Genomic DNA, 23873 nt, shown 5'->3' with positions numbered 1-23873 from the left:
GAAAGAGCCTTTTGCTTACTTTTGGGCTCCTCCAAAAGTGAGCCGCTGTAAAAGCGGAACCATAGGTGGCCGTTACCGCAAAAATGGATATGTACTCGGTCTAATCCAACACCCCAGAGGCCCGCCGGTAGTCCGCCATCGTTACCTGCCACCACAGCTCAGCGCATTGCCTTGTTAAGGATTTCCATCAAGTTCAGTTGAGTAAAAGGTTTGGCCAGACGCGGCAAGTGGGCGACGAAGCCGTCCAGGCGCTGGGCGAAGCCGGTGGCGAGAATGATCGGCATGTCAGGGTGCAGCTCGCGGATGGCTGCGGCCAGTTGTGCGCCATCCATCAGCGGCATGGCCATGTCGGTGATCACCAGGTCGATGTCGCTGCGTTTCTTGAACACCTGCAGGGCCTCGGTGCCCGACGTCACACAGATCACCCGATGCCCAAGGTCTTCGAGCAGCAACGAGGTGCTGGTCAACACCAGGCTGTCGTCATCCACCAGCAGCACACACAGGCGGGTAAACCCATCTTGCGCCGCGTCGGGTGCGCTGGACGCCTGGGCCACTGCGGTGACGGCCAGGGGTAACCACAACTGCGCGGTGGTACCCAGGCCCTGCTCGCTACCAAGAATCAGGCAACCGCCCAGTTGCTCCGCCAAGCCATGAACCATCGACAAGCCCAACCCGGTGCCCTTGCCCACGCCCTTGGTGGTGAAAAAAGGTTCGGTGGCCTGGGCCAGGGTTTCGCTATCCATGCCGTGCCCGTTATCGCTGACCGACAGGCAGACATAACGCTGGCCCGTCAATTGGGTCGGGATTGGATGCCCCTTGAGCGAATCCACCGCGTTGATCAGGATGCGTCCCCCCAGTGGCATGGCATCGCGCGCGTTGGTCGCCAGGTTGAGGATCGCCAGCTCCAACTGGTTGACGTCGGCCTGCACGGGCGGCAAGTCGGGAGGTAAATCACAGTGGATGGTCACCAGGTGCCCGAGGGAGCTGCGCAGCAAGCCGGTGATGTTCTCCAGCAAATGGGGCAAGGCCACCGACTCTGCCTTGAGCTCCTGGCGCCGGGCAAAGGCTAGCATGCGCTGGGTCAGCGAGACTCCGCGCTGGGCGCCCAAGGCGGCGTTGTCCAGCAGTTGCAGGAGTTTGGGGTCTTCCCCGGCGCGCTTGCGCAGCAGTTCCAGGTTGCCGAGGATGACCGTCAGCAGGTTATTGAAGTCATGGGCGATACCGCCACTGAGTTGACCGATGGCCTGCAGCTTCTGCGACTGGAACAGCGCTTCGCGGGCTATCTCCAATTCCCGCTGGGCCTGGGTCGCTTCGCTGATGTCGCGGGTGATCTTGGCAAACCCCAGGATCGACCCGGTTTCACTGCGGATCGGGTCGATGATCACGTGGGCGAGAAAGCGCGTGCCGTCCTTGCGCATGCGCCAGCCCTGCTTTTCAAACCGCCCTTCGCGGGTCGCCACTTCCAGCGCCCGTTCGGGCTCGCCCGCGGTGCGGTCTTCGGCGGTATAGAACACTGAAAAATGCTGGCCGATGATTTCCTGCGGCAGGTAGCCCTTGATCCGCTGGGCGCCCATGTTCCAGTTGCTGACCCGCCCGGTTGGGTCGAGCATGTAAATGGCGTAGTCGGTGACGCTCTGCACCAGCAGGCGAAACTGCTGTTCGCTCTGCTTGAGGGTTTCCTCGGCCGCCTTGCGCTCAGTCAGGTCGCGGGTGATTTTGGCAAATCCCAGCAGCTTGCCCTGGGGGTCGCGAATCGGGTCGATCACCACATGGGACCAGAAATGGCTGCCGTCCTTGCGAACCCGCCAGCCCTCGCCCTCGAAACGCCCTTGCTCGATGGCGGTGCGCAAGGCTCGTTGTGGCGTGCCGTCCTGGCGATCCCCTGGGGTGTAGAACCTGGAAAAGTGCGCACCGAGGATCTCGGCTTCGTCATAACCCTTGATCCGCGCCGCGCCGGCGTTCCAGCTGACGACGATACCCTCGGGGTCGATCATGTAGATGGCGTAGTCCACCACCGCGTCAATCAACAAGCGCAGTCGGCCTTGCTCCAGTGGATCGCTGCGGGTACCCGGTTGTTCACTCATGGCGGCCTTCTCGTTTTTTTATCAGGCGCTGCCCGGATGTCGGCAGGTACTGCCGCACCCACTGTTGCACGCTGCATGGGTTGTTCTGGATCTGTTGATCATAGATGACATCGGCAGCGGATAAAGCAGATTGAACTCCTTAAATGCCGATCTCTCACAATGCTATGAAGGCGGCGGTACTCGCCATCCAGCGCATTGGGTCAGCAGGGAGTAGTCAGCATGAACAGGTCGACAGCGCAGGACGGGAGGAGTTCGCTTGAGCAGATCCTCGAGGACTTTGGCCAGCGCGCCGCGCCGCTGGAACTTGATCGCCAGTTACCCGAGATCATGCGCCGCTGCCTGGCAGACGGCCAGGCCGACCTGCCGCTGCCCGGCCAGGGCCAGACCTTGCAACGCTGGCGCACCCTGGCACAGGTAGCGGGCAATGACCTGGCGCTGCTCAAGCTGTTCGAAGGCCACACCGATGCCAAGGCGATTCTTGCCGAACTGGATGCCCTGCACCTGGACAGTCCGGGCATCTGGGGCGTCTGGGCGGCCGAGCCGCCAACGGCCAGGGTGCGAATCGTCGGTCGCGAGCACGGGGCGGTGCAATTGAGCGGGACCAAAGCCTGGTGCTCCGGAGCCCTGCAGATCGACCATGCCTTACTCACCGCCTGGGACGAAGACGACCGTGCGCAACTGGTGGCGCTGGCACTCAGCCAAGGCGCTCTGCGCATCGACAGTGACGACTGGCAGGCCCGCGGGATGGCGACGACCGCCAGCGTCAGTGTCCACCTCGACGGCGCCCGCGCCCACTGCGTGGGGGGCAGCGGTGCGTATGTGCAGCGTTGCGGTTTCTGGCATGGCGGTGCCGGCATTGCCGCCTGCTGGTACGGCGCCGCGCGGACCCTGGCCGAGGTCCTGCACCACGCCTGCGCCGGACCGCGCAACGATCCCCACGCGCAAGCACACCTGGGAGCCGTCGACGCTGCGCTAGCCAGCGCGGCGTCCGGTTTGCGCGAGTGCGCCGCGTGGATCGATGCTCACCCCCAGGCCGATGCGGAATTTACCGTGCGTCGGACCCGCGCCCTGGTGGAAGCGGCAGTAGCCCAGGTGCAATGGCACGTCGGACGAGCACTGGGCGCCACGCCCTTTTGCCGCGATCCGCGCTTCGCCCGGTTGAGCGCTGACCTGCCGGTATTTATCCGGCAGAGCCATGCCGAGCGCGACCTGGCTGAACTCGGCCGGCAACTGCACGGACGTGATCCGCGGGGCTGGTGCCTATGAGCCAGGACCCAGACCCACTGATTCAAGGCGCGGGTACCTCGCTGGCCCAGTGGCAGGCATCCCGCGCCTTGCAAGCCGTACCGTCATTGCCCCGAGAGCTGATCCTGCCCTTGGGCCGGCGCTTGGTGGTGGTCGCCCCGCACCCGGATGACGAGGTGCTGATGTGCGGCGGACTGTTGGCCAGCCTGGCCAGCGACGCCACCTGCATGCTGATGATTTCCGTCACCGATGGGGAAGGCAGCCACCCGGGGTCCAGCCTCTGGCCCGCCGAGCGCCTCGGCGCCGAGCGGCCTCGGGAAAGTGCCCGGGCCTTGGCGCACCTGGGTCTGGATGCGCAACGACTTGACTGGTTGCGCCTGGGGTTCGCCGACTCCGCGGTAGGCGAAAGCGAAACGCAGCTGGTGCAGCAACTCTGCGCGCTGATTCGCCCGGACGACCAGGTCCTCACCACCTGGCGCCATGACGGCCACTGTGATCACGAAGCCGTGGGCCGCGCCTGTGCCAGTGCCTGCCGTACGCGCCAGGCCCATCTGCTGGAAGTGCCCGTCTGGGCCTGGCACTGGGCAGAACCGGAGGATCACCGCCTGCCGTGGTTGCGCGCCCGCAAACTGCTGGTCGCGCCGCGTTTCCTGGTGCGCAAGCGCCGGGCAATTGCTGCGCACCAGAGCCAGCTGTTGGCCGACCCGAGTACCGGCCGGCCAGCCATTCTCCCCCCGGCAGTGCTGGAACGCCTGCTGCAACCCTTTGAACTGGTGTTTCTATGAGCCTGTCGGCGATCTACTTCGAACAGCTGTTCAGTGCCAATCCGGACCCATGGGCGTTCCGCAGCCGCTGGTACGAAAAACGCAAACGGGCACTGACCCTAGCCTTGTTACCTCGCCAACGCTATGGGCGGGTCTTCGAGCCGGCCTGTGCCAATGGCGAGTTGAGCCTGGGCCTGGCCGAACGCGGCGACCGTCTGTTGTGCATGGACCTCAGTCACACCGCCGTGGCCCTGGCCGCCGAACGCCTGGCCGGGTATCCCGAGGTGCAGGTGGTGCAAGGTCGTTTGCCTGAAGAGTGGCCCGAAGGCCAGTTCGACCTGATTGTGCTCAGTGAACTGGGCTATTACCTGGACAGTAACGACTGGCGCCAGGTGATCGACCAGGCCCGCGCGAGCCTCAGTCCCCAGGGGGCGGTCCTGGCCTGCCACTGGCTGCAACCCATTGCCGGCTGCCCGCAAACCGGGGCGCAGGTCCACGCCATGCTCGATGCCCATCTGCATTTACCGCGTGCCGTGCGCCACGAGGAACCCGATTTCATCCTCGAGCTCTGGTGCCGAGGCCCCTACCGTCCTGACCTCGAAGAACCCACCCAATGATCGGCGTCGTCGTCCCGGCTCACAATGAACAGGCCCTGCTCAAACGCTGCCTTGACGCCCTCGCTTGCGCCGCGCACGACGTCGAACGCGCTGGAGAAGCAGTGGCGATCCTGGTGGTACTGGATGCCTGCACCGACCGCTCGTTAGCCATCGCCCAGGCCAGTGGCGTGCAGACCCTGGTGATCAACGACGGTAACGTCGGGTGTGCCCGCCGGGCCGGCGCCGCCTACATGCTCGACCAGGGCGCGCGCTGGCTGGCCTGTACCGATGCCGACAGCCGGGTGCCCCGCAACTGGCTGCGCCAGCAGTTGGCATTCAAGGCCGATGCAGTGTGTGGCACGGTCAGCATCGATGACTGGCACCCCGACCATTGCCCGGCGGTACGCCAGCGCTACCAGGCGCTGTATCAATCCCGGGAAGGCCACCGACATGTGCACGGCGCCAATCTGGGGGTGTGTGCGCAAGCCTATCAGCGCGTCGGCGGATTCCGCCCGCTGCCGGCGCATGAGGACGTCTGCCTGGTGGAGGATTTGCAACGCAGCGGTGCCAGCATCGTCTGGACTGCCCTCAACCGCGTGCGCACCAGCAGCCGCCTGGACTCCCGTGCGCAAGGCGGCTTCGGTGATTATCTGAAGTCGCTGGCGGGCGACGGCTGAGCTTCAGCGCCGCCGAACCACCCGCACGCGGCCGCTGTTGCCACCGCCGCAGAAGAACTGCTCGGCGCCATCAGACTCCAGGCCCGAGACTCCGACCCCGGCGGGCATATTGAGGGTCTCCAGCACTTCGCCGCTCTGCGGGTCGATCCGCCGCAGTTCACTCTCCTCGCCCTCCCAGGTGCCGTGCCAGAACTCACCGTCGACCCAGGTCACGCCCGTGACAAAGCGGTTCGATTGCAGGGTCCGCAGGATTTCCCCCGAAGCGGGGTCGATCTGATGGATCTGCCGGTCCTGGTACTCACCGACCCACAGCGACCCTTCGGCCCAGGTCAGCCCCGAGTCACTGCCACCGGGCGCCGGGATGCTGCCCAGAACCCGTCCGCTGGCAGGGTCGATTTTGTGGATCTGGTTCCCGGCAATCTGGTACAGGTGCTGGCCGTCGAAAGCGGTGCCGGCATCGGCGGCCATCGCGAACGTATCCAGCGCCTTGCCACTGTCCGGGTCGAAGGCGATCAGCCCCAGATTGTTGGCGAACCACACGCGCTCACCGTCCCAGGTGACGCCGTGCACGCTGTCGACCCCGGGAAAAGGCCCGTATTCACGTACTATGCTTGCGGCTGACTGTTTCATCGCGACATCCTCGTAGTGGTTGGGAGCCTTGAGCCTAATCACCGGACCAGGGCAGCGGGAGTAACAATGTGGTCGCGAATCGCGGAATCGGTGGGCGGGTCCAGCGCGCCGCCCGACCACGGCCGAACATTTGCGCCTTACCCTCAGCCGCCAGCGCCTCGAGGGCTCGCTGCACGCTGCGCTGGCTAACGCCCAACGCCAGGGCCAGGGCCGAGCTCGACCAACACTCACCGTCCATCAACAGCGCCAGCACCTCGCTGTGGGACGCTTCGATGGGCCATGCCAGGACCGCCAGCGTGCCCGATGCAGGCAGCACCAGGGCATAACCGCCCGGGGTTGCAGTGACCTGGGCCAGTGGGCGCAACATCGCGCGCAAGCGACCGATTTCCACCCGCAGACGGACCCGCTGGGAGTCATCGCTGAGTTTCAGGCGAAACACCCGAGCGATCAGCGTAGCCCTGGGCACCGCCTGCGGCCAGGCTTCGCCGAGGACGGTCAGCAGCGCCATCAGCACCGGGCGGCCCGCCAGGGAAATCCGCGCATCACGCTGCTGGACTTGATAACGACGCGCGTCGAGCACCAGCGCTCCGGACCCCAGAAGCGCCTGGACGGCCTCCAGGTCCAACAGTCGTTCTGCGCCCTGGCAGGTCAATCGCGCCGCCGGGGCCTGGAGTACCTGCCAGGCGCTTGCCACTTCGGCACCAAGCGCCGGGATTGCGGCCAACCGTGCGGCCTGTTCGGCGGCGGCCAAGGCCAGGCGCGCCGCCGGGGCATCCAGGCGGCGGATCGCCAAACCCGCGACAATCAGCCCATGGATCGCCCGCAACCCCGGTGGCAGCGTGCCCGGCTGCAGTGCCGCGAGTTGGCCCTCGGCCACGTCGAGTTGGCCAATCAGCAATAGCCGGCGAATCTGCAAGTAGCGGGCATGGGCGGCATTGATCCGGTCACCGTGCAGTTGCAGGCACTCGCGCGCCGCCTCCAGGGCCGGTTGCGGCCAGCCGAGGTCCCGCGCGGCAAAGGCAATCTCCGCCTCAGCCACCACGCAGCGCGCCCGCGCCACCCGTTCGTTCGGGTCAAAGTCATGGCTGGCCCGGCGCAGCAAGGCCTTCGCCCGGGCAAAGTCGCCCAACTGCGCCATGGCAATCCCGCGCAGGGCCAGCGCCGGCGGATCGTCGCGCAAGGCGACGTGCTTGAGTGCCCCCAGCGGGTCGCCCACCGCCAGTGCCCGGGCAGCGGCCGTGATCAGCGAATCCATGTCAACCGCTCCCACGCTTGCTCTCTTGCCGTGCAGTCTATCTCAGCGGCCACCAGCCCTGCGGTAGGCCGTGCCGGTGGCAAGTTTTGCCCACTGACTTACACTGATAGACCCATAACGCGGATCATGGCGCTCACCGTTGCCCGGGCAGTACCTGATGATCTGAGTGAAGCCAGCATGAAAACGCTCACGACCCTGTGCACCACCCTCCTCGCCACCGGCGCCTGCGCGGTGAGCAGCGAACGTACCTGGGCAGACTCCCTGTACAAAACCAGTTTCGAGTGTGCCCAGGCCAGCCTGATGGTGGAAAAGCTGATCTGCCGCGATCCGCAACTGGCCCGCATGGACCTCGAACTGTACCGGCTGTATCGCCTGGCCCTCACCGATGAGCGCTCGGTGCCGCGCCCGGACAAGGTCATGACCGACCAACGCTACTGGACCCTGGATCGCAATCAGTGCGCCTCCACCGCCGAGCCCAAGGCCTGTATCCGCCAAGCCTATGCCGAGCGGGCCCACCAGTTGCGCCAGGGCTCCGCCATCGTCAGGACCAAAGACCCCAGCCGGCTGACCGATGGCCCGCTGGCGTTTCATTGCAACGGGCTTGACGCGCTGGTGGCCGCCACCTACTTCAAGGCCGGCCCGGACGTGCTCTACCTGCGCTGGGCCACGACCTCGATCACCCTCTCCCAGGTGCCGAGTGACTCGGGGGAGCGCTACAGTGGTCAGGACGCGCGCGGTTCCTACAGTTTTTCCCAGAACGGCAACCAGGCGCTGCTGCAACGCCCGGCCAGCGCACCCTTGAGTTGCACCCTCGAACCCACTGGATAAGCGGGAGAACGTCATGCGCCAGATAGTCGGTAAAGAACCCTGGTGGGCTGAGCCACCCCGGCAAGGGCAGGACGAGTCAGAGCTGGAATGGGGCTGGCTGGTGACTTACAACGAAGGCGAACCACGGTTCGAGTTCGTCAAGCAACGGCCTTCGCAAGAGGAGATCCGTAACCGCAAGAGTTGCCGGATCAGTCCTCACGAATGAACACCCCGGGCCCGACACGCTAGACGTCGACAATCCGCTGGAAACCGCCGAACACCATGCGTTGGCCATCGAATGGCATCTGGTTGCCCGGCTCATGCACCCGCGGGTCGGCCATGAAGCGGGCCATGCCGGCGTCGCGCGTTTGGCGATCGGGCCACAGAATCCAGGAAAACACCACGGTTTCGCCCTCCTCAAGCTTCACCGCCAGGGGAAACGACGTCAGCTTGCCCTCGGGCACATCGTCGCCCCAGCACTCACTCACGTTCAGTGCACCAAACTCCTTGAAGATCTGCGCCATGGTCTCGGCATGGTGGCGGAACGCCTCACGTTTGGCCGTGGGCACAGCGGCTAGAAAACCATCGACATAGGACATGCTCGGACTCCTGTTGCACATTGGCTGATGGAAAGACTCATGCACTAGTCGACTGGCCCGACCAACGATCGACAGTCCCCGGGACTGTACTGACCAACGGTCACGCACAAGGGTGCGTCCGGCCAACTGACGCCAATGATTTACATCCGTTAATACTTGCTTCCTGGCTAAAGCGAATTTTTCACATTGGTTTCACTCGCCTGCCACCTGCCGACTCCTACAGTGCGCGACATCATTTGTCCTGCGAGCGCCTTGCACGCGCAACGTCAGGATCATTTCAGTGGTGTATCTACGCTCTACAGGTGAACGCTGTGGTTATGTCCCCAACACCGAAGTTATCCGGTGAAAGCTTGATTAAACAGCCGATGCACAAGTTGGCCCTTGTCATCTTGACCCTGCTGGTAGCGGCACTGGTAATGGGGTTCGTTGCCTGGCCGGCATCGCCGATGTTGCTGGCGCAAGGGAATCAGCTGCAAAAGGCCAGTGTGTTGCAACGCTGGCAGGCCGGGGAAATCGTGGTGCTGGTACGCCATGCCGAACGCTGTGATCAGTCGAGCAACCCCTGCCTGGGCCCTGCCGACGGCATCACCGAAGTCGGCAGGGACGCGGCCCGGCAAGTGGGTCAGGCCCTGGATTCCCTGGGGCTTGCGCACACCGACCTGCTCACCAGCCCGGCCACCCGCACGGTGCAAACCGCGCACTATCTCTCGGCCCAAGTGGTACCCCAACAGGAATGGCTGGCAGCCTGCGGCGCGACCATGGGTGCCGAGGTGCTGGCGCACAAGACCGCGCAGCGCAATCTGGTGCTGGTCACCCACAGTGGCTGCATCAGCGATTTTGAAGCCCAGAACGGCTTCAAGAACGCCCGCAAAGCCGAGTACACCAGCGCCTTGTTTGCGGCAGTCGGGCCGGATGGCAAGTTGCAGATACTCGGCACGGTGAATGATTCTGATTGGCCGAGCGTGCTGAATAATCAAGTTGCAGAGAAATAGCCCGCGGAACCTGGGCGACAAAGGCGCGCAACTCGACCCTACAAATCACTTCAACAATCAGCTATATCCTATTGTTTAATAAGTCATTTATCACAAATCAAAACGATCTACAGCGCGCCGCCGCTCATTGTCGTCGCGCACATCGTAATTGGCGGTGGTCTGGATGTTGCTGTGGTGCGCCAGCTTCTGCGCGATCGACAGGTCGTGTTCCTCGATCACCCGGGTGATGAATGAACGGCGGAAATCGTGGGGCATGATCTTCACGCCCACCTGGGTGCCGCGTTGCCGGGCAATGTAGTAGATCGCATGCTTGGTTATCCGCTCACGGGTGATGTGGCTGCCACGGCGAATACGATTGAACAGGAAGCCATCGTCCGCCTGCCCCTCTTCGAGAAACGAACGCCGCAGCTCGAGCCAGGCCTCGAGCTTGGCAAAGGCCCAACTCGGCGCGTACTTGATCAACTGTTTATTGCCCTTGCCCGTGACCTGCAGGCTACGTTCGGCGAAGTCGACCTGCGCCAGGTCAAGGTTGACCGACTCCGACTTGCGCATACCCGAACCGTACAGAATCCCAATGATCGCCGCATCGCGCAGGCCCTGGGGTCGGGGGTCGGCGGCGCACACCGCCATCAGGTCGTGGATCAGGGTGCGCTTGAGGTTGCGGCCCTGGGACAGGCGTGTGCCGGCGATGCCTTTGACCGAGCGGATTTTCAGCAGGTGCTCGTGGCTGATCAGGCTCATGCGCCAGGCTTCGTTCATCACCCCCCGTATCGCGTTGACGTACAGGGATGAGGTATTGGGTGCATAGCCGTCGCTGCGCAACGCCGCCACCAGCGCGATCACATCCTCGGGCTGCAACTGGTGCCAGGGAATGTCTTCCATGTTCAACTCATCAAAACCCAGGCGGTCGGCCGCATCCTGCAAGACATAACGCAGGGTCAACTGGCTGGAGGGTGCCAGGCGCGCCAGGTACAGCGTCAGTGGATTGGGGCGTTGCCCGGCGGGCGTCGGTGTGTCTGCGGTATCGGGTAAATCGAACAAACTGAAAGGACCTTTAATGAAAAGTGCTCAACAGAGACGGTTCATCTGTTGAAGTCTATTAATAGTCGAACGGGTTATTGAAGCAGGGTCTGACAGGCTAAACCCGTAGGAAGTTTCCGATAACCCCCCTATCCTTCGCGATACCCTGAACAGTTGCTGTAAACGTCTACGTTAAAGGATCAAGACACAGATTTTTCATGTCACTTTCACATATTCACGCTTACTCTCAGGGCATCCGAATCAGGTTCTGCCGGAGCCCACGCTGCCGATCCCAAGGGAAAAAGTCAATTCAAGCGCTTTTTCATAATTGTCGGCTAACCGTTTGATATGGATTATTTTTCTTGAGTTACCCTGTGACAAATTTATTCATTTGAACCGAACTCCGCGGAACTCGACACCCCGGTGTTCGATCCCATTGTTCCCTGACATGACTACCAATGACGTCGAACCCGTAGTGGGCGCCATTGCACAGACCCTGGACCCAAGCCTTTGAAGCCTTATCCAATCCATTGCGTGTCGATCGTTATCCCGGTCTACAACGAAGAAGAAAGCCTGCCCGAGTTGTTGCGCCGCACTGAAGGGGCTTGCCGCCAACTCAAACAGGACTATGAAATCGTCCTGGTCGACGACGGCAGCCGCGACAACTCTGCACAACTGCTCGAAGAGGGCGCCGCCCGCGACGGCAGCAAGGTAGTGGCGGTAATCCTCAATCGCAACTATGGGCAGCATGCGGCGATCATGGCCGGTTTCGAACAGTGCAAGGGCGATGTGGTGATTACCCTCGACGCCGACCTGCAGAACCCGCCGGAAGAAATCCCGCGCCTGGTGGCCCAGGCCGAGTTGGGCTACGACGTGGTGGCCACGGTACGCAACAATCGCCAGGACTCAGCCTTGCGCCGTTACCCGTCGAAGTTGATCAACCTTGCGGTCAAGCGCTCCACCGGAGTCGCCATGAGTGACTACGGCTGCATGTTGCGGGCCTATCGACGCACCGTGGTCAACGCGATGCTGGCCTGCCGCGAGCGCAGCACCTTCATACCGATCCTGGCCAACAGCTTTGCCCGCCACACCACCGAGATCCTGGTGCAGCACGCCGAGCGCGAGCATGGCGAGTCCAAGTACAGCACCATGCGCCTGATCAACCTGATGTTCGACCTGATCACGTGCATGACCACCACCCCGCTGCGCCTGCTGAGCATCATCGGCTTCAGCATGGCGGCGCTGGGCATGCTCTTCGCCCTGGCCCTGATTGTGTTGCGCCTGGCCTTTGGTGCCGGCTGGGCCGGTGACGGCATGTTCGTGCTGTTCGCCATCCTGTTCGTGTTCACCGGCGGCCAGTTTATCGGCATGGGCCTGTTGGGCGAGTACCTGGGGCGGATGTACGGTGATGTACGGGCGCGACCACGGTTCTTCATCGAAAAAGTCCTGCGCAACCAACCCGCCACGCCGGCTCCCGCTGTCACTGTCGACGGTTTGACTTCCACTTCTACTGATCAGGTTTCGCCATGAGTTCAAACGCTGTTGTTTTTGCCTATCACGACATTGGTTGCGCCGGCATCGAAGCCCTGCTCGCAGCGGGGATTCGGATCAGCGCGGTGTTTACCCATGCCGACGATCCCAAGGAAAACACCTTCTATGGCTCGGTCGCGCAACTGTGCGCACGCAAGGGCATCACCGTGCATGCGCCGGAAGACGTCAACCATCCGCTGTGGATCGAGCGCATCGCCAAGCTCAACCCCGACTACCTGTTCTCCTTCTATTACCGCAACCTGTTGAGCGAGCCGCTGCTGGCAACCGCGCGCCAGGGCGCGTTCAACCTGCATGGTTCGTTGCTGCCGGCCTACCGTGGCCGCGCCCCGGCCAACTGGGTGCTGGTCAAGGGCGAAACCCAGACCGGCGTCACCCTGCACCGCATGGTCAAGCGCGCCGACGCCGGGGCCATCGTCGCCCAACAAGCGGTCGCCATCGAACGCAGCGACACCGCGCTGAGCCTGCACGGCAAGCTGCGTGAAGCCGCCGCCAGCCTGCTACGTGACACCTTGCCCCTGCTGATCCAGGGCAAAACCAGCGAAACCGCCCAGGACGAATCCCGCGCCACGGTGTTCGGGCGCCGCACCGCGGCGGACGGCAAACTGCTGTGGCAGCAACCGGCCGAGCAACTGTTCAACCTGGTGCGCGCCGTCACCCAGCCCTACCCTGGCGCCTTCTGTGCCGTCGGCGAGCACAAGCTGATCGTCTGGACTGCCGAGGTGGTCAAGGGCAATGAAGGCCTGGCCCCTGGACGCGTGATCAGCGTCGATCCGTTGCGCATTGCCTGCGGTGAAGACTCGCTGCTGATCGCCTCCGGCCAGCGCAACGACAACGGCCTGTTCCTCAGTGGCCCGCAACTGGCCGACGAACTGGGCCTGGTCGAGGGTTCCGTGCTGCGCGGCGCTGAATCGGGGCGCAGCCCTCGGCGCACCCGGGTACTGATCCTGGGCGTCAACGGCTTCATTGGCAATCACCTGTCCGAGCGCCTGTTGCGCGACGACCAGTACGAAGTCTATGGCCTGGACATCGGCTCCGACGCCATCGAGCGCTTGCGCAGCCACCCCAATTTCCACTACGTCGAAGGCGATATCAGCATTCACTCCGAGTGGATCGAGTACCACATCAAGAAATGCGACGTGGTCTTGCCGCTGGTGGCCATCGCCACCCCCATCGAGTACACCCGCAACCCGCTGCGGGTGTTTGAACTGGACTTCGAAGAGAACCTCAAGCTGGTTCGCTACTGCGTCAAGTACAACAAGCGCGTGATCTTCCCATCGACTTCGGAAGTCTATGGCATGTGCCAGGACCAGAACTTCGACGAAGACACCTCTAACCTGGTCGTCGGCCCGATCAACAAGCAGCGCTGGATCTACTCGGTATCCAAGCAACTGCTGGACCGGGTGATCTGGGCCTACGGCCAGCAAGGCCTGGATTTCACCCTGTTCCGGCCGTTCAACTGGATGGGCCCGCGCCTGGACCGCCTGGACTCCGCGCGGATCGGCAGCTCCCGGGCCATCACCCAGTTGATCCTCAACCTGGTGGAAGGCACGCCGATCCGCCTGTTCGACGGCGGCGAGCAGAAACGCTGTTTCACCGACATCGCCGACGGCATCGAAGCCCTGGCGCGGATCATCGACAACCGCAATGGCGCCTGCACCGGCCAGATCATCAACATCGGCAACCCGGACAACGAGGCCAGCATCCGCCAACTGGGCGAGGAACTGCTGCGCCAGTTCGAGGCGCATCCACTGCGCGACAATTTCCCGCCGTTCGCCGGTTTCCGCGAGGTCGAGAGCAAGGCGTTCTACGGCAACGGCTACCAGGACGTGTCGCACCGCAAGCCGAGCATCAAGAACGCCAAGCGCCTGCTGGACTGGACCCCGACCGTGCACATGCGCGAAACCATCGGCAACACGCTGGACTTCTTCCTGCGTGAAGCCATGCTCGAAATCGCGGACCAGCGTTGATGCAGGCGGGCCTTCGAATCGATGTCGATACGTACCGGGGCACCCGCGAAGGCGTGCCTCGGTTGTTGGACATGCTCGATGAGGCGCAGGTCAAGGCGACGTTTTTCTTCAGCGTTGGCCCGGACAACATGGGGCGCCACCTGTGGCGCCTGATCCGCCCGCAGTTCCTCTGGAAAATGTTGCGCTCCAATGCCGCCGGCCTGTACGGCTGGGACATTCTGCTGGCGGGGACCGCCTGGCCTGGCAAGCCCATCGGCCGCGATCTCGGGCACCTGATGCGCCGGGCCGCGGCCGCCGGCCATGAAATTGGCCTGCATGCCTGGGACCACCACGGCTGGCAGGCCAACGCCGGGCGCTGGAGCGATGCGCAGCTGAGCGAACAGATCCGCCGAGGCGTCGACTGTCTCAGCGATATTCTCGGCCAAACCGTGGACTGTTCGGCTGCCGCCGGTTGGCGCGCCGATGAGCGGGTGATCGGCGCCAAGCAAGCTTTTGCTTTTCGCTACAACAGTGACTGCCGCGGGCACAGCCTGTTTCGTCCGCGCCTGGCCGACGGCAGTCTCGGTACCCCACAGATTCCGGTGGACTTGCCGACTTTCGACGAAGTGGTCGGCCCGCTGGTGGCCGCCGACGGGTTCAACCCATTTATTCTGGATCGATTCAGCCCCTCGCAGCTGAACGTCTACACCGTACACGCAGAGGTAGAAGGGATTCTGATGGCTGAGCATTTCCGTCAATTGCTGGTGCAGGCGCGCGCGCGCGACATCCGCTTCCAGCCCTTGGGCAACTTGCTTCCCGAGACGCTCGACAGCCTGCCTGCGGGCCGGGTCTTACGTGGCACGCTGGCCGGCCGTGAAGGTTGGCTGGGGGTGCAAGGCGCATGAGCAGACGCTGGATATTGCCTTTATTGCTGCTGGCTTTCGGTCTGTTCTACCTGCTGCCAATGACCTCCCACGGCCTGTGGATTCCCGATGAAACCCGCTACGCGCAGATCAGCCAGGAAATGCTCCTGACCGGAAACTGGGCCTCACCGCACTTCATGGGCATCCGCTATTTCGAAAAACCGGTGGCTGGCTACTGGATGATCGCCCTGGGCCAGGCGCTATTTGGCGACAACCTGTTTGGTGTGCGCGTGGCCTCGGCCCTGAGCACCGGCCTGAGCATCGTGCTGACCTACCTGATTGCCCGGCGCCTGTGGAACGACTCGCGCAAGAGCCTGACCTGCGCCCTGCTCTACATGAGTTTGTGCGTGGTGGTCGGCCAGGGCGGCTATGCCAACCTCGATCCGCAATTCACCTTCTGGGTCAACCTGAGCCTGGCGGGGCTGTGGCTGGCCTTTGACAGCCAGACGCCACGTGCCCGCCTGGGCTACTGGGCGCTGACTGGACTGGCCTGCGGCATGGGTTTCATGACCAAGGGTTTCCTCGCCTGGTTGCTGCCGGTACTGATCGCCCTGCCCTACATGGCCTGGCAAAAGCGCCTGCGCGAACTGCTGACCTACGGCGGCGTGGCCGTGCTGGTCGCGGTGCTGGTGAGCCTGCCCTGGGCACTGGCGGTACATGCCCAGGAGCCGGACTTCTGGAATTTCTTCTTCTGGCACGAACACATCCGCCGGTTTGCCGGTGCCGATGCACAACACGCGGAGCCCTGGTGGTACTACCTGCCGCTGCTGCTGGCGTTCAGCCTGCCATGGGTTGCGTTGTTGCCGGTCGCCATCCGCCAGGCCTGGCAAAATCGGCGCCAGGCCAGCATCGGCTTCCTGCTGTTGTGGCTGCTGCTACCACTGGCCTTCTTCAGTTTGGCCAAGGGCAAGTTGCCGAGCTACATCTTTCCCTGCCTGTTGCCGCTGGCGCTGTTGATGGGCCATGCCCTGGTGGATCGCCTGAGAAACCGCCAGACCCGGGTCATCCGTCTCAACGCTGCACTCAATCTGGCCCTGGGTGGCCTGGTCTTGCTGGCGCTGGTGTATTTCCAGATCAAGAAGCCGCTGTACAACAACGAACCCGAGCACCTGGTGCTGGTCAGCGTTGCCGTGATCGGTTGGTTGCTGTGCAACACCCTGCAGGCCCTGCGCCCTTTGCAACTGTGGGCCGCCCCCGTGCTCGGCAGTTGGCTGTTCATCGCCCTGCTGCCGGCCGGCCTGCCGAACTCTGTGGTGTACAACAAGACCCCGGACCAGTTCATCAATGACCATCTGCAGGAGCTCAGCCAGAGCACCCGGCTGTTGAGCAACGACCTGGGCGCCGCCTCGGCCCTGGCCTGGCGCCTCAACCGCGCGGACGTGGCGCTGTACAACACCGTAGGCGAAGTGAAATATGGTCTGGCGTATCCTGACACCCTGCATCGCCGGGTGGACTTCCTCAAGGTCCCGCAATGGATGAGCGCAGCCCGCCAGCAAGGCCAGGTGGGCGTCGTCATGCGGATCAATGGCGAGGAGCATTACGAAATCGACATGTTGCCCCAGGACTTCAAGCGTTATGACCAAGGCAATCTGGTGATTCTGATTTTCCCCAAGAGTCAGCCATGAGCCTGATACTCGTAGGGCTCGCCTGCCTCCTGACGTGCCTGGGCCAGGTGGCGCAGAAGTACGCGGTGGAAAGCTGGCGCGAGCGGCCTTCGGCGCTGCTCGACAAACTGCGTTCACCCTGGCTGTGGCTGGCGCTGGCGAGCCTGGGCCTGGGCCTGCTGGTGTGGTTGCTGGTGCTGCAACGGCTCGATGTCGGGGTGGCTTACCCGATGCTGAGCCTGAACTTTGTGCTGATCACCCTGGTGGCCCGCTTCGTGTTCCATGAAACGATCGACCGCCGGCACTGGATCGGCGTCGCCCTGGTGATCGCCGGGGTGATTCTGCTCGGGAGGCAGCTATGAGCCTGGGTCGTGGAATCGCTTTTGGCATGGCCAGCGTGGTGCTGGTCAGCACGGCCCAGTTGGGCATGCGCTGGAGCATGAGCCATCTGCCCCTGCCAGCGCAGTGGTGGACGGCCCTGCAGGACGGCACGGTCGACCCCTTCGCGGTGGCGGTGGTACTCAGCGCCATCCTTGCCTACGGGCTGTCGATGCTCTGCTGGCTGCTGGCCTTGCGTGATTTGCCCCTGGGTCGCGCCTATTCGCTGCTGAGTATCAGCTACGCCCTGGTCTACCTGCTGGCGGCGAGCCTGCCGCTGTTCAACGAAGACTTCAGCCTGTCCCGCTCCCTGGGGGTGGCCCTGGTCATCCTCGGAGTCATCACCATCAATTCGCGCAGCAAGCGTACTTCAGACCTCAGGAATGCCTCATGAAAATCAGTGTAATCGGGAGTGGCTACGTGGGCCTGGTGCAGGCTGCCGTGCTGGCCGAAGTGGGCCACGATGTGGTCTGCATGGACATCGATGAGCAAAAGATTGCGCTGCTGCAGCAGGGGCATGTGAGCATTTTTGAACCTGGGTTGGCCAGCCTGGTACGTGAAGGCCTGGAGTCTGGACGGCTGCATTTCAGCTGCGACGAAAAGCTCGCCATCGAGCACTGCCAGGTGCTGTTCATCGCCGTGGGCACGCCGTCCGACGACGACGGTGCGGCCGATCTGCGCCATGTGTTGTCAGTCGGCGATGCAGTGGCCCGCCACCGCCAGCAGCCGCTGATCCTCGCCGAGAAATCCACCGTGCCGGTGGGCACTGGCGACACCCTGCGCGCGCACATTGAGCGCCAGTTGTTGGCCGCCGGGCGCAGCTTGAAATTCGATATCGTCTCCAACCCCGAGTTTCTCAAGGAAGGCTCGGCGGTCGCCGACTGCCGGCGTCCCGACCGGATCATTGTCGGTTGCGACAGCGACGAAGTCCGCGAGGTGATGCGCGACCTGTATGCGCCGTTCAACCGCAACCACGACCGCATCCTGTTCATGGACCTGCGCAGCGCCGAACTGACCAAGTACGCCGCCAACTGCATGCTTGCGACCAAGATCAGCTTCATCAACCAGATCGCCGAACTGGCCGAACACCTGGGGGCCGACATCGAGTCGGTGCGCCTGGGCATCGGCGCCGACCAACGCATCGGCTATCACTTCATCTACCCCGGCTGTGGTTATGGCGGTTCATGTTTTCCCAAGGACATGCGGGCCTTGATTCACAGCGCCGAGCAAGCCAATTGCTCCAGCGACCTGCTGCAAGCCGTGGAAGCCATCAACGAACGGCAAAAACACAAGCTGTTCGAGCGGATCAAGGCGTTCTACAACGGCAACCTGGCCGGCAAGACCTTTGCCCTCTGGGGCCTGGCGTTCAAGCCCAATACCGACGACATGCGTGACGCCCCGAGTCGCGTCTTGATGGAAGCGTTGTGGGCCGCCGGCGCATCGGTCAGCGCATTCGACCCCGAAGCCATGCAGGAAACCCAGAAGCTGTACCCGAACGAGACCCGGCTGATGTTGATGGGCACGCCAGAGTCAGTCCTCAAGGACGCCGACGCGCTGATCATCTGCACCGAATGGCAGCAGTTCAAGGCCCCCGACTTCGAGTTGATCCAGCAGCGTCTCAAGGCGCCGGTGATTTTCGACGGACGCAACCTGTACGACGCAGAACGCCTGGCTCGCAATGGCTTCAAGTACTTCCCCATGGGGCGCGGCGAGTCCTGCCATCTGCCAATCCCGCAGCAGCAGTGGCCCGCTGCTGCCATCGCCTAGGCAGTGGGCATGACCTGTGTCTTGCGTCGAGCCCGAGTCGAGGATGCCGACGCGCTACCCGACATCGAGCGCTCGGCGGCCCGCCTGTTTGCCCAGGACCCCGACCTGGCCTGGCTGGTCGACGCAGCGGTGATCAGTGGCCCAGAGCATCGCCAGCGCATCGCAACTTGCCCGGTGTGGGTGGTCGAGGCGGCGGATAGGTGCATCGTCGGTTTTCTCAGCGCCGCTGTGACGGGCGGCCAGTTGCATATCGAGGAACTGTCGGTTGATCGTGAAGCTCAGGGCCTGGGTTTGGGTCGGCAGTTGTTGCAGGCGGCGATCGAGCACGCCCGGGACCAGCGGCTGCTGGCAGTGACCCTGACCACCTTCCGTGAATTGCCTTGGAACGAGCTGTTTTATCGGCGCAGTGGTTTTGTCACCCTGGATGCACAGCAGATCGATCCCCGCCTGCAGCAACTGCTGGATGAGGAAGCGGCCCACGGCCTGCCCCGCCATCGGCGCTGTGCCATGCGCCTGGACTTGCGTCCTTAGCGACAAACCGGGGTGCAGGGCTGCGCGCGGGGTGATTTAACTTCAACATTAATGAACTTAAAGATCATTAATATGAATTTGTCAGGCTGCGAGTTGGCCGGCACACTGTGCCGGTTCCTCCCCCAAATGTTGGAACGCTTAAAGGGCTTGCTGGAGAACCAGCCAAGCCCTTCTTTTTGCCTGCCCTTTGCAATTGGACCGTCCTACCCATGTTCGCTCGCTGGATTCCCGCTGCCATCAACACCCGCCCTACCGAATGGAGCCGCGCTGCCATCGGCATGTCGCTGGGCACCCTGCTGAGTGTCTGGGCCTGTGCCCAGGTCTTCGGCATGCAGATTGCCCTGCACTTGATCGGCCCCCTGGGAGCGTCGGCAGTGCTGCTGTTTGCCGTGTCATCCGGTGCGCTGGCCCAGCCCTGGTCAATCATCGGTGGCTACCTGTGTGCCACCGTGATGGCGTTGCTGGTAGCTCATGTGCTGGGACGAACGCTGGCCAGTGCCTGCCTCGCGGCCGGCCTGGGCTTGATCCTGATGTGCTGGCTGCGTTGCCTGCACCCACCGGCCGGGGCCCTGGCGCTGCTGATGGTGCTGGCGGATCCTGCGACCATCGCCCTCGACTGGCAGGCGCTGGCCCCGGTGATGCTGGGCGCCTCGACCCTGCTGCTGAGCGCCCTGGGGTACAACAACCTGACCCGCATCCGTTACCCCAAGCGCCCCGCCGAGCCGGTGCCAATGATCCCCGCCGACCACCCGCCCACCGACAGCCAGGCCATCAACGCCGAGGACCTGAAGGCGGCGCTGGCCGAACTGGAGGCCTTCTTCGACGTCACCCCTGAAGACCTCGAACAGTTGATCCACGCCAGCGAGCGTCACGCCAAGCGTCGCAGCATCGGCCAGGTACTGAGCGGCCAAGGCTGATACAGCCCAGCGCTTGAGCGCTGATGCGTTTGTAGGAGCGAGCGCCCGCTTGCGGCTCGCTCCATCACAGAGCTCACATACAGCCACCAAAACCTGTAGGAGCGAGCCAGCTCGCGAGAAACCCGAGAGCGCCGCGTTGAATCAGGAGAGACGCGTCATCGTTGACGTCCATCGCGAGCAAGGCTCGCTCCTACAGTGCTGGCGGGCGGCATTCCGGCGTTTGCCAAAGTGACCCGCCGTTGGGCGAATAAACCCACAAACCCAGGATCAAAAGACCACAACCTCAGGAAGAGGTCTTGACCATCGCCAGTTCGGGGTGGCTGACCAGTTTGTCGATGTGCAACTCCGGGTCGTCAAACCAGACTTCGGTCAGGACCCGATAGTGCTCCATGTCGCGACAACGCATGCGCAGGCTGTAGTCGAAGGCGCCACTGATCAGTTGGCATTCCAGCACTTGCGGGCACGCCCTGACCTTGGCTTCGAAAGCCTTTTGCGCGGCGCGTCCACTCTGGTTCGACAGCGCCACCAGCACCAGCAATGACAGGCCAGGGGTCAGCTTTTTCTCGTCGAGAATCGCCCCATAGCCACGAATCACCCCCAGTTGTTCGAGCTTGCGCACCCGTTCAAGGCAGGGCCTGGGTGTCAGGTGCACGAGCTCGGAAAGCTTTTGATAAGTGATGCGCCCATCGTGGCGCAGCACCTCGATAATGGCCTGGTCGATACGATCAAGCACAATCGACAGATCGCGGATATCCGCCATGTACGTCTTGCCTCACTTCAACGGCCCGAGAGAAATTACTGCAAACGCTCGCTCTGACCGGCCGGTCGGGACCATTTCCTGCCCCTGCTCCTCGAGCCCGTTCCACGTCAAAACGTTTATCCAGATTTTCAACGCTGAACTTGTACAGGAAACACCCCTGGCCGCGCACCCCTATCGACCTCAAACCTCTGATGCAGACGGTTGCAAATCGATGAGCAGAATGCCCACAGACGTAACCTTCGAGGTGTCGTTCAGGGCTGCGTTTACAACATGGTTATGCTGGACTCGGCCGATTTACAGCCGATTCTGTCGTGAATGCCCTATTGAGTTAAAAATATCGCCGACGGCCATTTCGATATTACAAAAATGCACACCGAACCTGCATTCATCCGGGTTGTACACGGCAAATTTGCACTGTTACGATCGACGATCGCCCGCGCCTGGGCATTTCCATAAAGAACAATAAAAGCAGGGAGTTACCGATGACTGCTGAGGTTTTATCTACGCAGGTAAAGGCCATGGATGCCACGCGCAACGAAGTCCTGGCCGAGGTGCGCAACCATATTGGCCACCTGACCCTCAATCGCCCCGCCGGCCTCAATGCCCTGACCCTGGACATGGTCCGCACCCTGCACCGCCAACTCGAGGCCTGGGCCCGGGATTCGCAGGTGCATGCCGTGGTGCTGCGCGGCGCCGGGGAAAAAGCCTTCTGTGCTGGCGGCGACATCCGTTCGCTGTATGACAGCTACCAAGCCGGCGACACCCTGCACGAAGATTTTTTCGTTGAGGAGTACGCCCTCGACCTGGCTATTCACCAATACCGCAAACCGGTCCTGGCACTGATGGACGGTTTTGTCCTGGGCGGCGGCATGGGCCTGGTGCAAGGCGCCGACCTGCGCCTGGTCACCGAACGCAGCCGCCTGGCGATGCCGGAAGTCGGTATCGGTTATTTCCCGGATGTCGGCGGCAGTTATTTCCTGCCGCGCATCCCGGGCGAGCTGGGGATCTACCTGGGGGTCAGCGGGGTACAGATTCGCGCCGCCGATGCACTGTATTGCGGCCTGGCCGACTGGTACCTGGCAAGTGAGCAACTGAGCGAGCTGGACCAGCGCCTGGATAACCTGCAGTGGCACGATACGCCACTCAAGGACCTGCAAGGGCTGTTGGCCCAACTGGCGGTGCAGCACCTGCCCGAACCCCCGCTGCAAGCCCTGCGCCCAGCCATTGACCACTTTTTCGCCCTGCCGGACGTGCCAAGCATCATCGAACAACTGCGCAGCGTGACCGTCGCCGACAGCCATCAGTGGGCCGTGGACACCGCCAACCTGCTGCAGACCCGCTCCCCGCTGGCGATGGCCGTGACCCTGGAAATGCTCCGCCGCGGCCGCGAACTGAGCCTGGAACGCTGCTTTGCCCTGGAACTGCACCTGGACCGTCAATGGTTCGCCCGTGGCGACCTGATCGAGGGAGTACGCGCCTTGCTGATCGATAAAGACAAGAATCCACGCTGGAACCCTGCCACCGTCCAGGCCCTGGACGCCAAGCACGTGGCCAGTTTCTTCACAGGCTTTGAGCAGAGCGGGAGCTGATTCTCATGCACGATATCGAACTGAGCGAAGAACAAGTGATGATCCGCGACATGGCCCGGGACTTTGCCCGCGGCGAGATCGCACCCCATGCCCAGGCTTGGGAAAAGGCTGGCTGGATCGACGACGCCCTGGTGGCGAAGATGGGTGAGCTAGGCCTGCTGGGCATGGTGGTGCCTGAGGAATGGGGCGGCACTTATGTCGACTACGTTGCCTATGCCCTGGCAGTGGAAGAGATTTCCGCCGGCGACGGTGCAACCGGCGCCTTGATGAGCATCCACAACTCGGTGGGTTGCGGGCCGGTGTTGAACTACGGCACCGAGGCACAAAAACAGACCTGGCTGGCGGACCTGGCCAGCGGCCAGACCATCGGTTGCTTCTGCCTGACCGAACCCCAAGCCGGTTCCGAGGCGCATAACTTGCGTACCCGCGCCGAACTGCGCGATGGCCAGTGGGTGATCAACGGCGCCAAGCAGTTTGTCAGCAACGGCAAGCGGGCGAAGCTGGCGATTGTGTTTGCGGTGACCGATCCGCAGCTGGGCAAGAAAGGCCTGTCGGCGTTCCTGGTGCCCACCGACAACCCCGGCTTCATCGTTGACCGCAGCGAGCACAAGATGGGCATTCGGGCGTCCGACACCTGCGCGGTAACGCTCAACAACTGCGTCATCCCCGAAGCCAACCTGCTGGGTGAACGTGGCAAGGGCCTGGCGATTGCGCTGTCCAACCTCGAAGGTGGGCGCATCGGCATCGCTGCCCAGGCACTGGGCATTGCCCGCGCAGCCTTTGAAGCGGCCCTGGCCTACGCCCGCGACCGGGTGCAGTTCGACAAGCCAATCATCGAGCACCAGAGCATCGCCAACCTGCTGGCCGACATGCACACCCGGCTGAACGCCGCCCGCTTGTTGATCCTCCACGCCGCACGCCTGCGCAGCGCAGGCAAACCCTGCCTGTCGGAGGCCTCGCAAGCCAAGCTGTTTGCCTCGGAAATGGCCGAAAAGGTCTGCTCCTCGGCCATCCAGATTCACGGTGGTTATGGGTATCTGGAAGATTATCCGGTGGAGCGCTATTACCGTGATGCGCGGATCACCCAGATCTACGAAGGCTCGAGCGAGATTCAGCGGATGGTGATTGCGCGGGAATTGAAGAACTACCTGCTGTGAAACCCTGAACCCATCGCGGGCAAGCCCGCTCCCACCAGTTCTTTAATGCGTTGTGGGGGCGGGCTTGCCCGCGCGGGGGGC

Annotated in this window: 24 protein-coding genes and 1 pseudogene; 19 read left to right on the top strand and 6 right to left on the bottom strand. The window is 63.0% G+C overall.

Translation table 11 applies throughout. The annotated features are described in order from the left end of the window. Positions 1-158 precede the first annotated feature (158 nt). Entirely contained in the window at positions 159-2084 is a 1926-nt protein-coding gene (locus tag ACM6IP_RS18920) for a PAS domain S-box protein (protein ID WP_414862081.1), read from the bottom strand. Between the two features lie 219 nt (positions 2085-2303). Between ACM6IP_RS18920 and ACM6IP_RS18915 the strand changes: the two genes are divergently transcribed. From ACM6IP_RS18915 to ACM6IP_RS18900, 4 genes are read left to right on the top strand one after another with little or no spacing between them, the layout of a single operon-like run. Continuing rightward, positions 2304-3350 carry an acyl-CoA dehydrogenase gene (locus ACM6IP_RS18915; protein WP_414862080.1) on the top strand — a complete coding sequence of 349 codons (1047 nt, stop codon included), beginning with the start codon at positions 2304-2306 and terminating at the stop codon, positions 3348-3350. Then, positions 3347-4114 carry a PIG-L deacetylase family protein gene (locus ACM6IP_RS18910; protein ID WP_414862079.1) on the top strand — a complete coding sequence of 256 codons (768 nt, stop codon included), beginning with the start codon at positions 3347-3349 and terminating at the stop codon, positions 4112-4114. The genes ACM6IP_RS18915 and ACM6IP_RS18910 overlap by 4 nt, the downstream gene beginning before the upstream one ends. Continuing rightward, on the top strand, positions 4111-4710 hold the full coding sequence (locus ACM6IP_RS18905; protein ID WP_159996127.1) for a class I SAM-dependent methyltransferase: 600 nt from the start codon (positions 4111-4113) through the stop codon (positions 4708-4710). The genes ACM6IP_RS18910 and ACM6IP_RS18905 overlap by 4 nt, the downstream gene beginning before the upstream one ends. Then, entirely contained in the window at positions 4707-5366 is a 660-nt protein-coding gene (locus ACM6IP_RS18900) for a glycosyltransferase (protein WP_095171514.1), read from the top strand. Before ACM6IP_RS18905 ends, ACM6IP_RS18900 begins: the two co-directional genes overlap by 4 nt. A gap of 3 nt (positions 5367-5369) precedes the next feature. Here ACM6IP_RS18900 and ACM6IP_RS18895 read toward each other — a convergent pair whose 3' ends face one another. Continuing rightward, positions 5370-5996 (bottom strand): PQQ-binding-like beta-propeller repeat protein, encoded by a 627-nt coding sequence (locus ACM6IP_RS18895; protein ID WP_320332230.1) that lies wholly within the window; start codon positions 5994-5996, stop codon positions 5370-5372. A gap of 34 nt (positions 5997-6030) precedes the next feature. Then, positions 6031-7251 (bottom strand): helix-turn-helix domain-containing protein, encoded by a 1221-nt coding sequence (locus tag ACM6IP_RS18890; RefSeq protein ID WP_414862078.1) that lies wholly within the window; start codon positions 7249-7251, stop codon positions 6031-6033. A gap of 177 nt (positions 7252-7428) precedes the next feature. Here ACM6IP_RS18890 and ACM6IP_RS18885 point away from each other — a divergent pair, with 177 nt between their 5' ends. Both ACM6IP_RS18885 and ACM6IP_RS18880 read left to right on the top strand, forming a co-directional pair. Beyond that, a complete protein-coding gene (locus ACM6IP_RS18885; protein WP_401129451.1) occupies positions 7429-8079 on the top strand; it encodes an MliC family protein in 651 nt (216 codons plus the stop codon). A 13-nt stretch (positions 8080-8092) separates the two neighbouring features. Then, the gene (locus ACM6IP_RS18880) at positions 8093-8284 is read left to right on the top strand and encodes a hypothetical protein (protein ID WP_095171506.1); all 192 of its coding nucleotides are present in this window, start codon (positions 8093-8095) and stop codon (positions 8282-8284) included. Between the two features lie 19 nt (positions 8285-8303). Here the strand turns inward: ACM6IP_RS18880 and ACM6IP_RS18875 are convergent, their stop codons facing one another. Then, the gene (locus tag ACM6IP_RS18875; protein WP_095171505.1) at positions 8304-8657 is read right to left on the bottom strand and encodes a DUF1428 domain-containing protein; all 354 of its coding nucleotides are present in this window, start codon (positions 8655-8657) and stop codon (positions 8304-8306) included. 365 nt (positions 8658-9022) lie between these two features. On the opposite strand from ACM6IP_RS18875, the gene ACM6IP_RS18870 reads away from it, so the two are divergent. Further along, positions 9023-9649 (top strand): histidine phosphatase family protein, encoded by a 627-nt coding sequence (locus ACM6IP_RS18870; protein WP_414862077.1) that lies wholly within the window; start codon positions 9023-9025, stop codon positions 9647-9649. Positions 9650-9739: 90 nt separating this feature from the next. Here ACM6IP_RS18870 and xerC read toward each other — a convergent pair whose 3' ends face one another. Beyond that, positions 9740-10690, bottom strand: coding sequence for a site-specific integrase (gene xerC, locus ACM6IP_RS18865; RefSeq protein WP_414862076.1), 951 nt, complete (start codon positions 10688-10690; stop codon positions 9740-9742). Positions 10691-11054: 364 nt separating this feature from the next. On the opposite strand from xerC, the pseudogene ACM6IP_RS18860 reads away from it, so the two are divergent. The 10 genes and pseudogenes from ACM6IP_RS18860 to ACM6IP_RS18815 form a co-directional block, all read left to right on the top strand. After that, a pseudogene (locus tag ACM6IP_RS18860) lies at positions 11055-11183 on the top strand (UDP-4-amino-4-deoxy-L-arabinose--oxoglutarate aminotransferase); the annotation flags it as partial. Next, on the top strand, positions 11180-12199 hold the full coding sequence (gene arnC, locus ACM6IP_RS18855; protein WP_414862075.1) for an undecaprenyl-phosphate 4-deoxy-4-formamido-L-arabinose transferase: 1020 nt from the start codon (positions 11180-11182) through the stop codon (positions 12197-12199). The pseudogene ACM6IP_RS18860 and the gene arnC, both read left to right, overlap by 4 nt. Then, complete coding sequence (gene arnA / locus ACM6IP_RS18850; protein ID WP_095171497.1) at positions 12196-14187, top strand: bifunctional UDP-4-amino-4-deoxy-L-arabinose formyltransferase/UDP-glucuronic acid oxidase ArnA; 1992 nt, start codon at positions 12196-12198, stop codon at positions 14185-14187. Before arnC ends, arnA begins: the two co-directional genes overlap by 4 nt. After that, positions 14187-15071, top strand: a complete 885-nt coding sequence (gene arnD / locus ACM6IP_RS18845) for a 4-deoxy-4-formamido-L-arabinose-phosphoundecaprenol deformylase (RefSeq protein ID WP_095171496.1) — start codon at positions 14187-14189, stop codon at positions 15069-15071. The genes arnA and arnD overlap by 1 nt, the downstream gene beginning before the upstream one ends. Further along, positions 15068-16714 (top strand): lipid IV(A) 4-amino-4-deoxy-L-arabinosyltransferase, encoded by a 1647-nt coding sequence (gene arnT / locus ACM6IP_RS18840; protein WP_414862074.1) that lies wholly within the window; start codon positions 15068-15070, stop codon positions 16712-16714. Before arnD ends, arnT begins: the two co-directional genes overlap by 4 nt. Next, entirely contained in the window at positions 16711-17055 is a 345-nt protein-coding gene (arnE, locus tag ACM6IP_RS18835) for a 4-amino-4-deoxy-L-arabinose-phosphoundecaprenol flippase subunit ArnE (protein WP_095171493.1), read from the top strand. The genes arnT and arnE overlap by 4 nt, the downstream gene beginning before the upstream one ends. Continuing rightward, complete coding sequence (gene arnF, locus ACM6IP_RS18830; protein WP_414862073.1) at positions 17052-17465, top strand: 4-amino-4-deoxy-L-arabinose-phosphoundecaprenol flippase subunit ArnF; 414 nt, start codon at positions 17052-17054, stop codon at positions 17463-17465. The genes arnE and arnF overlap by 4 nt, the downstream gene beginning before the upstream one ends. Then, positions 17462-18838 (top strand): UDP-glucose dehydrogenase family protein, encoded by a 1377-nt coding sequence (locus ACM6IP_RS18825; RefSeq protein ID WP_159996145.1) that lies wholly within the window; start codon positions 17462-17464, stop codon positions 18836-18838. The genes arnF and ACM6IP_RS18825 overlap by 4 nt, the downstream gene beginning before the upstream one ends. Before the next feature lie 9 nt (positions 18839-18847). After that, entirely contained in the window at positions 18848-19369 is a 522-nt protein-coding gene (locus ACM6IP_RS18820; protein WP_414862072.1) for a GNAT family N-acetyltransferase, read from the top strand. A gap of 209 nt (positions 19370-19578) precedes the next feature. Continuing rightward, complete coding sequence (locus tag ACM6IP_RS18815; protein WP_095171486.1) at positions 19579-20286, top strand: HPP family protein; 708 nt, start codon at positions 19579-19581, stop codon at positions 20284-20286. Between the two features lie 283 nt (positions 20287-20569). On the opposite strand, the gene ACM6IP_RS18810 is transcribed toward ACM6IP_RS18815, so the two are convergent. Further along, positions 20570-21046, bottom strand: coding sequence for an Lrp/AsnC family transcriptional regulator (locus tag ACM6IP_RS18810; RefSeq protein WP_095171484.1), 477 nt, complete (start codon positions 21044-21046; stop codon positions 20570-20572). A 482-nt stretch (positions 21047-21528) separates the two neighbouring features. On the opposite strand from ACM6IP_RS18810, the gene ACM6IP_RS18805 reads away from it, so the two are divergent. Both ACM6IP_RS18805 and ACM6IP_RS18800 read left to right on the top strand, forming a co-directional pair. Continuing rightward, a complete protein-coding gene (locus ACM6IP_RS18805; RefSeq protein ID WP_414862071.1) occupies positions 21529-22635 on the top strand; it encodes an enoyl-CoA hydratase/isomerase family protein in 1107 nt (368 codons plus the stop codon). A gap of 5 nt (positions 22636-22640) precedes the next feature. Next, on the top strand, positions 22641-23792 hold the full coding sequence (locus ACM6IP_RS18800; RefSeq protein ID WP_095171480.1) for an acyl-CoA dehydrogenase family protein: 1152 nt from the start codon (positions 22641-22643) through the stop codon (positions 23790-23792). Positions 23793-23873: the final 81 nt, after the last annotated feature.

The organism is Pseudomonas sp. IT-P176, assembly GCF_949767245.1.
Lineage (GTDB): Bacteria > Pseudomonadota > Gammaproteobacteria > Pseudomonadales > Pseudomonadaceae > Aquipseudomonas.
The sequence above is the reverse complement of the archived record's forward strand: the minus strand, read 5'-3'. Positions and strand labels throughout refer to the sequence as shown.

Coding starts and splice junctions, on each gene's coding strand:
- ACM6IP_RS18900 (WP_095171514.1), top strand. CDS start 4,707: ATGATCGGCGTCGTCGTCCCGGCTCACAATGAACAGGCCCTGCTCAAA.
- ACM6IP_RS18810 (WP_095171484.1), bottom strand. CDS start 21,046: ATGGCGGATATCCGCGATCTGTCGATTGTGCTTGATCGTATCGACCAG.
- ACM6IP_RS18820 (WP_414862072.1), top strand. CDS start 18,848: ATGACCTGTGTCTTGCGTCGAGCCCGAGTCGAGGATGCCGACGCGCTA.
- arnE (WP_095171493.1), top strand. CDS start 16,711: ATGAGCCTGATACTCGTAGGGCTCGCCTGCCTCCTGACGTGCCTGGGC.
- ACM6IP_RS18815 (WP_095171486.1), top strand. CDS start 19,579: ATGTTCGCTCGCTGGATTCCCGCTGCCATCAACACCCGCCCTACCGAA.
- arnF (WP_414862073.1), top strand. CDS start 17,052: ATGAGCCTGGGTCGTGGAATCGCTTTTGGCATGGCCAGCGTGGTGCTG.
- ACM6IP_RS18915 (WP_414862080.1), top strand. CDS start 2,304: ATGAACAGGTCGACAGCGCAGGACGGGAGGAGTTCGCTTGAGCAGATC.
- ACM6IP_RS18880 (WP_095171506.1), top strand. CDS start 8,093: ATGCGCCAGATAGTCGGTAAAGAACCCTGGTGGGCTGAGCCACCCCGG.
- ACM6IP_RS18885 (WP_401129451.1), top strand. CDS start 7,429: ATGAAAACGCTCACGACCCTGTGCACCACCCTCCTCGCCACCGGCGCC.
- ACM6IP_RS18875 (WP_095171505.1), bottom strand. CDS start 8,657: ATGTCCTATGTCGATGGTTTTCTAGCCGCTGTGCCCACGGCCAAACGT.
- ACM6IP_RS18895 (WP_320332230.1), bottom strand. CDS start 5,996: ATGAAACAGTCAGCCGCAAGCATAGTACGTGAATACGGGCCTTTTCCC.
- ACM6IP_RS18920 (WP_414862081.1), bottom strand. CDS start 2,084: ATGAGTGAACAACCGGGTACCCGCAGCGATCCACTGGAGCAAGGCCGA.
- ACM6IP_RS18905 (WP_159996127.1), top strand. CDS start 4,111: ATGAGCCTGTCGGCGATCTACTTCGAACAGCTGTTCAGTGCCAATCCG.
- ACM6IP_RS18890 (WP_414862078.1), bottom strand. CDS start 7,251: ATGGATTCGCTGATCACGGCCGCTGCCCGGGCACTGGCGGTGGGCGAC.
- ACM6IP_RS18800 (WP_095171480.1), top strand. CDS start 22,641: ATGCACGATATCGAACTGAGCGAAGAACAAGTGATGATCCGCGACATG.
- ACM6IP_RS18825 (WP_159996145.1), top strand. CDS start 17,462: ATGAAAATCAGTGTAATCGGGAGTGGCTACGTGGGCCTGGTGCAGGCT.
- arnT (WP_414862074.1), top strand. CDS start 15,068: ATGAGCAGACGCTGGATATTGCCTTTATTGCTGCTGGCTTTCGGTCTG.
- ACM6IP_RS18910 (WP_414862079.1), top strand. CDS start 3,347: ATGAGCCAGGACCCAGACCCACTGATTCAAGGCGCGGGTACCTCGCTG.
- arnA (WP_095171497.1), top strand. CDS start 12,196: ATGAGTTCAAACGCTGTTGTTTTTGCCTATCACGACATTGGTTGCGCC.
- ACM6IP_RS18870 (WP_414862077.1), top strand. CDS start 9,023: ATGCACAAGTTGGCCCTTGTCATCTTGACCCTGCTGGTAGCGGCACTG.
- arnD (WP_095171496.1), top strand. CDS start 14,187: ATGCAGGCGGGCCTTCGAATCGATGTCGATACGTACCGGGGCACCCGC.
- ACM6IP_RS18805 (WP_414862071.1), top strand. CDS start 21,529: ATGACTGCTGAGGTTTTATCTACGCAGGTAAAGGCCATGGATGCCACG.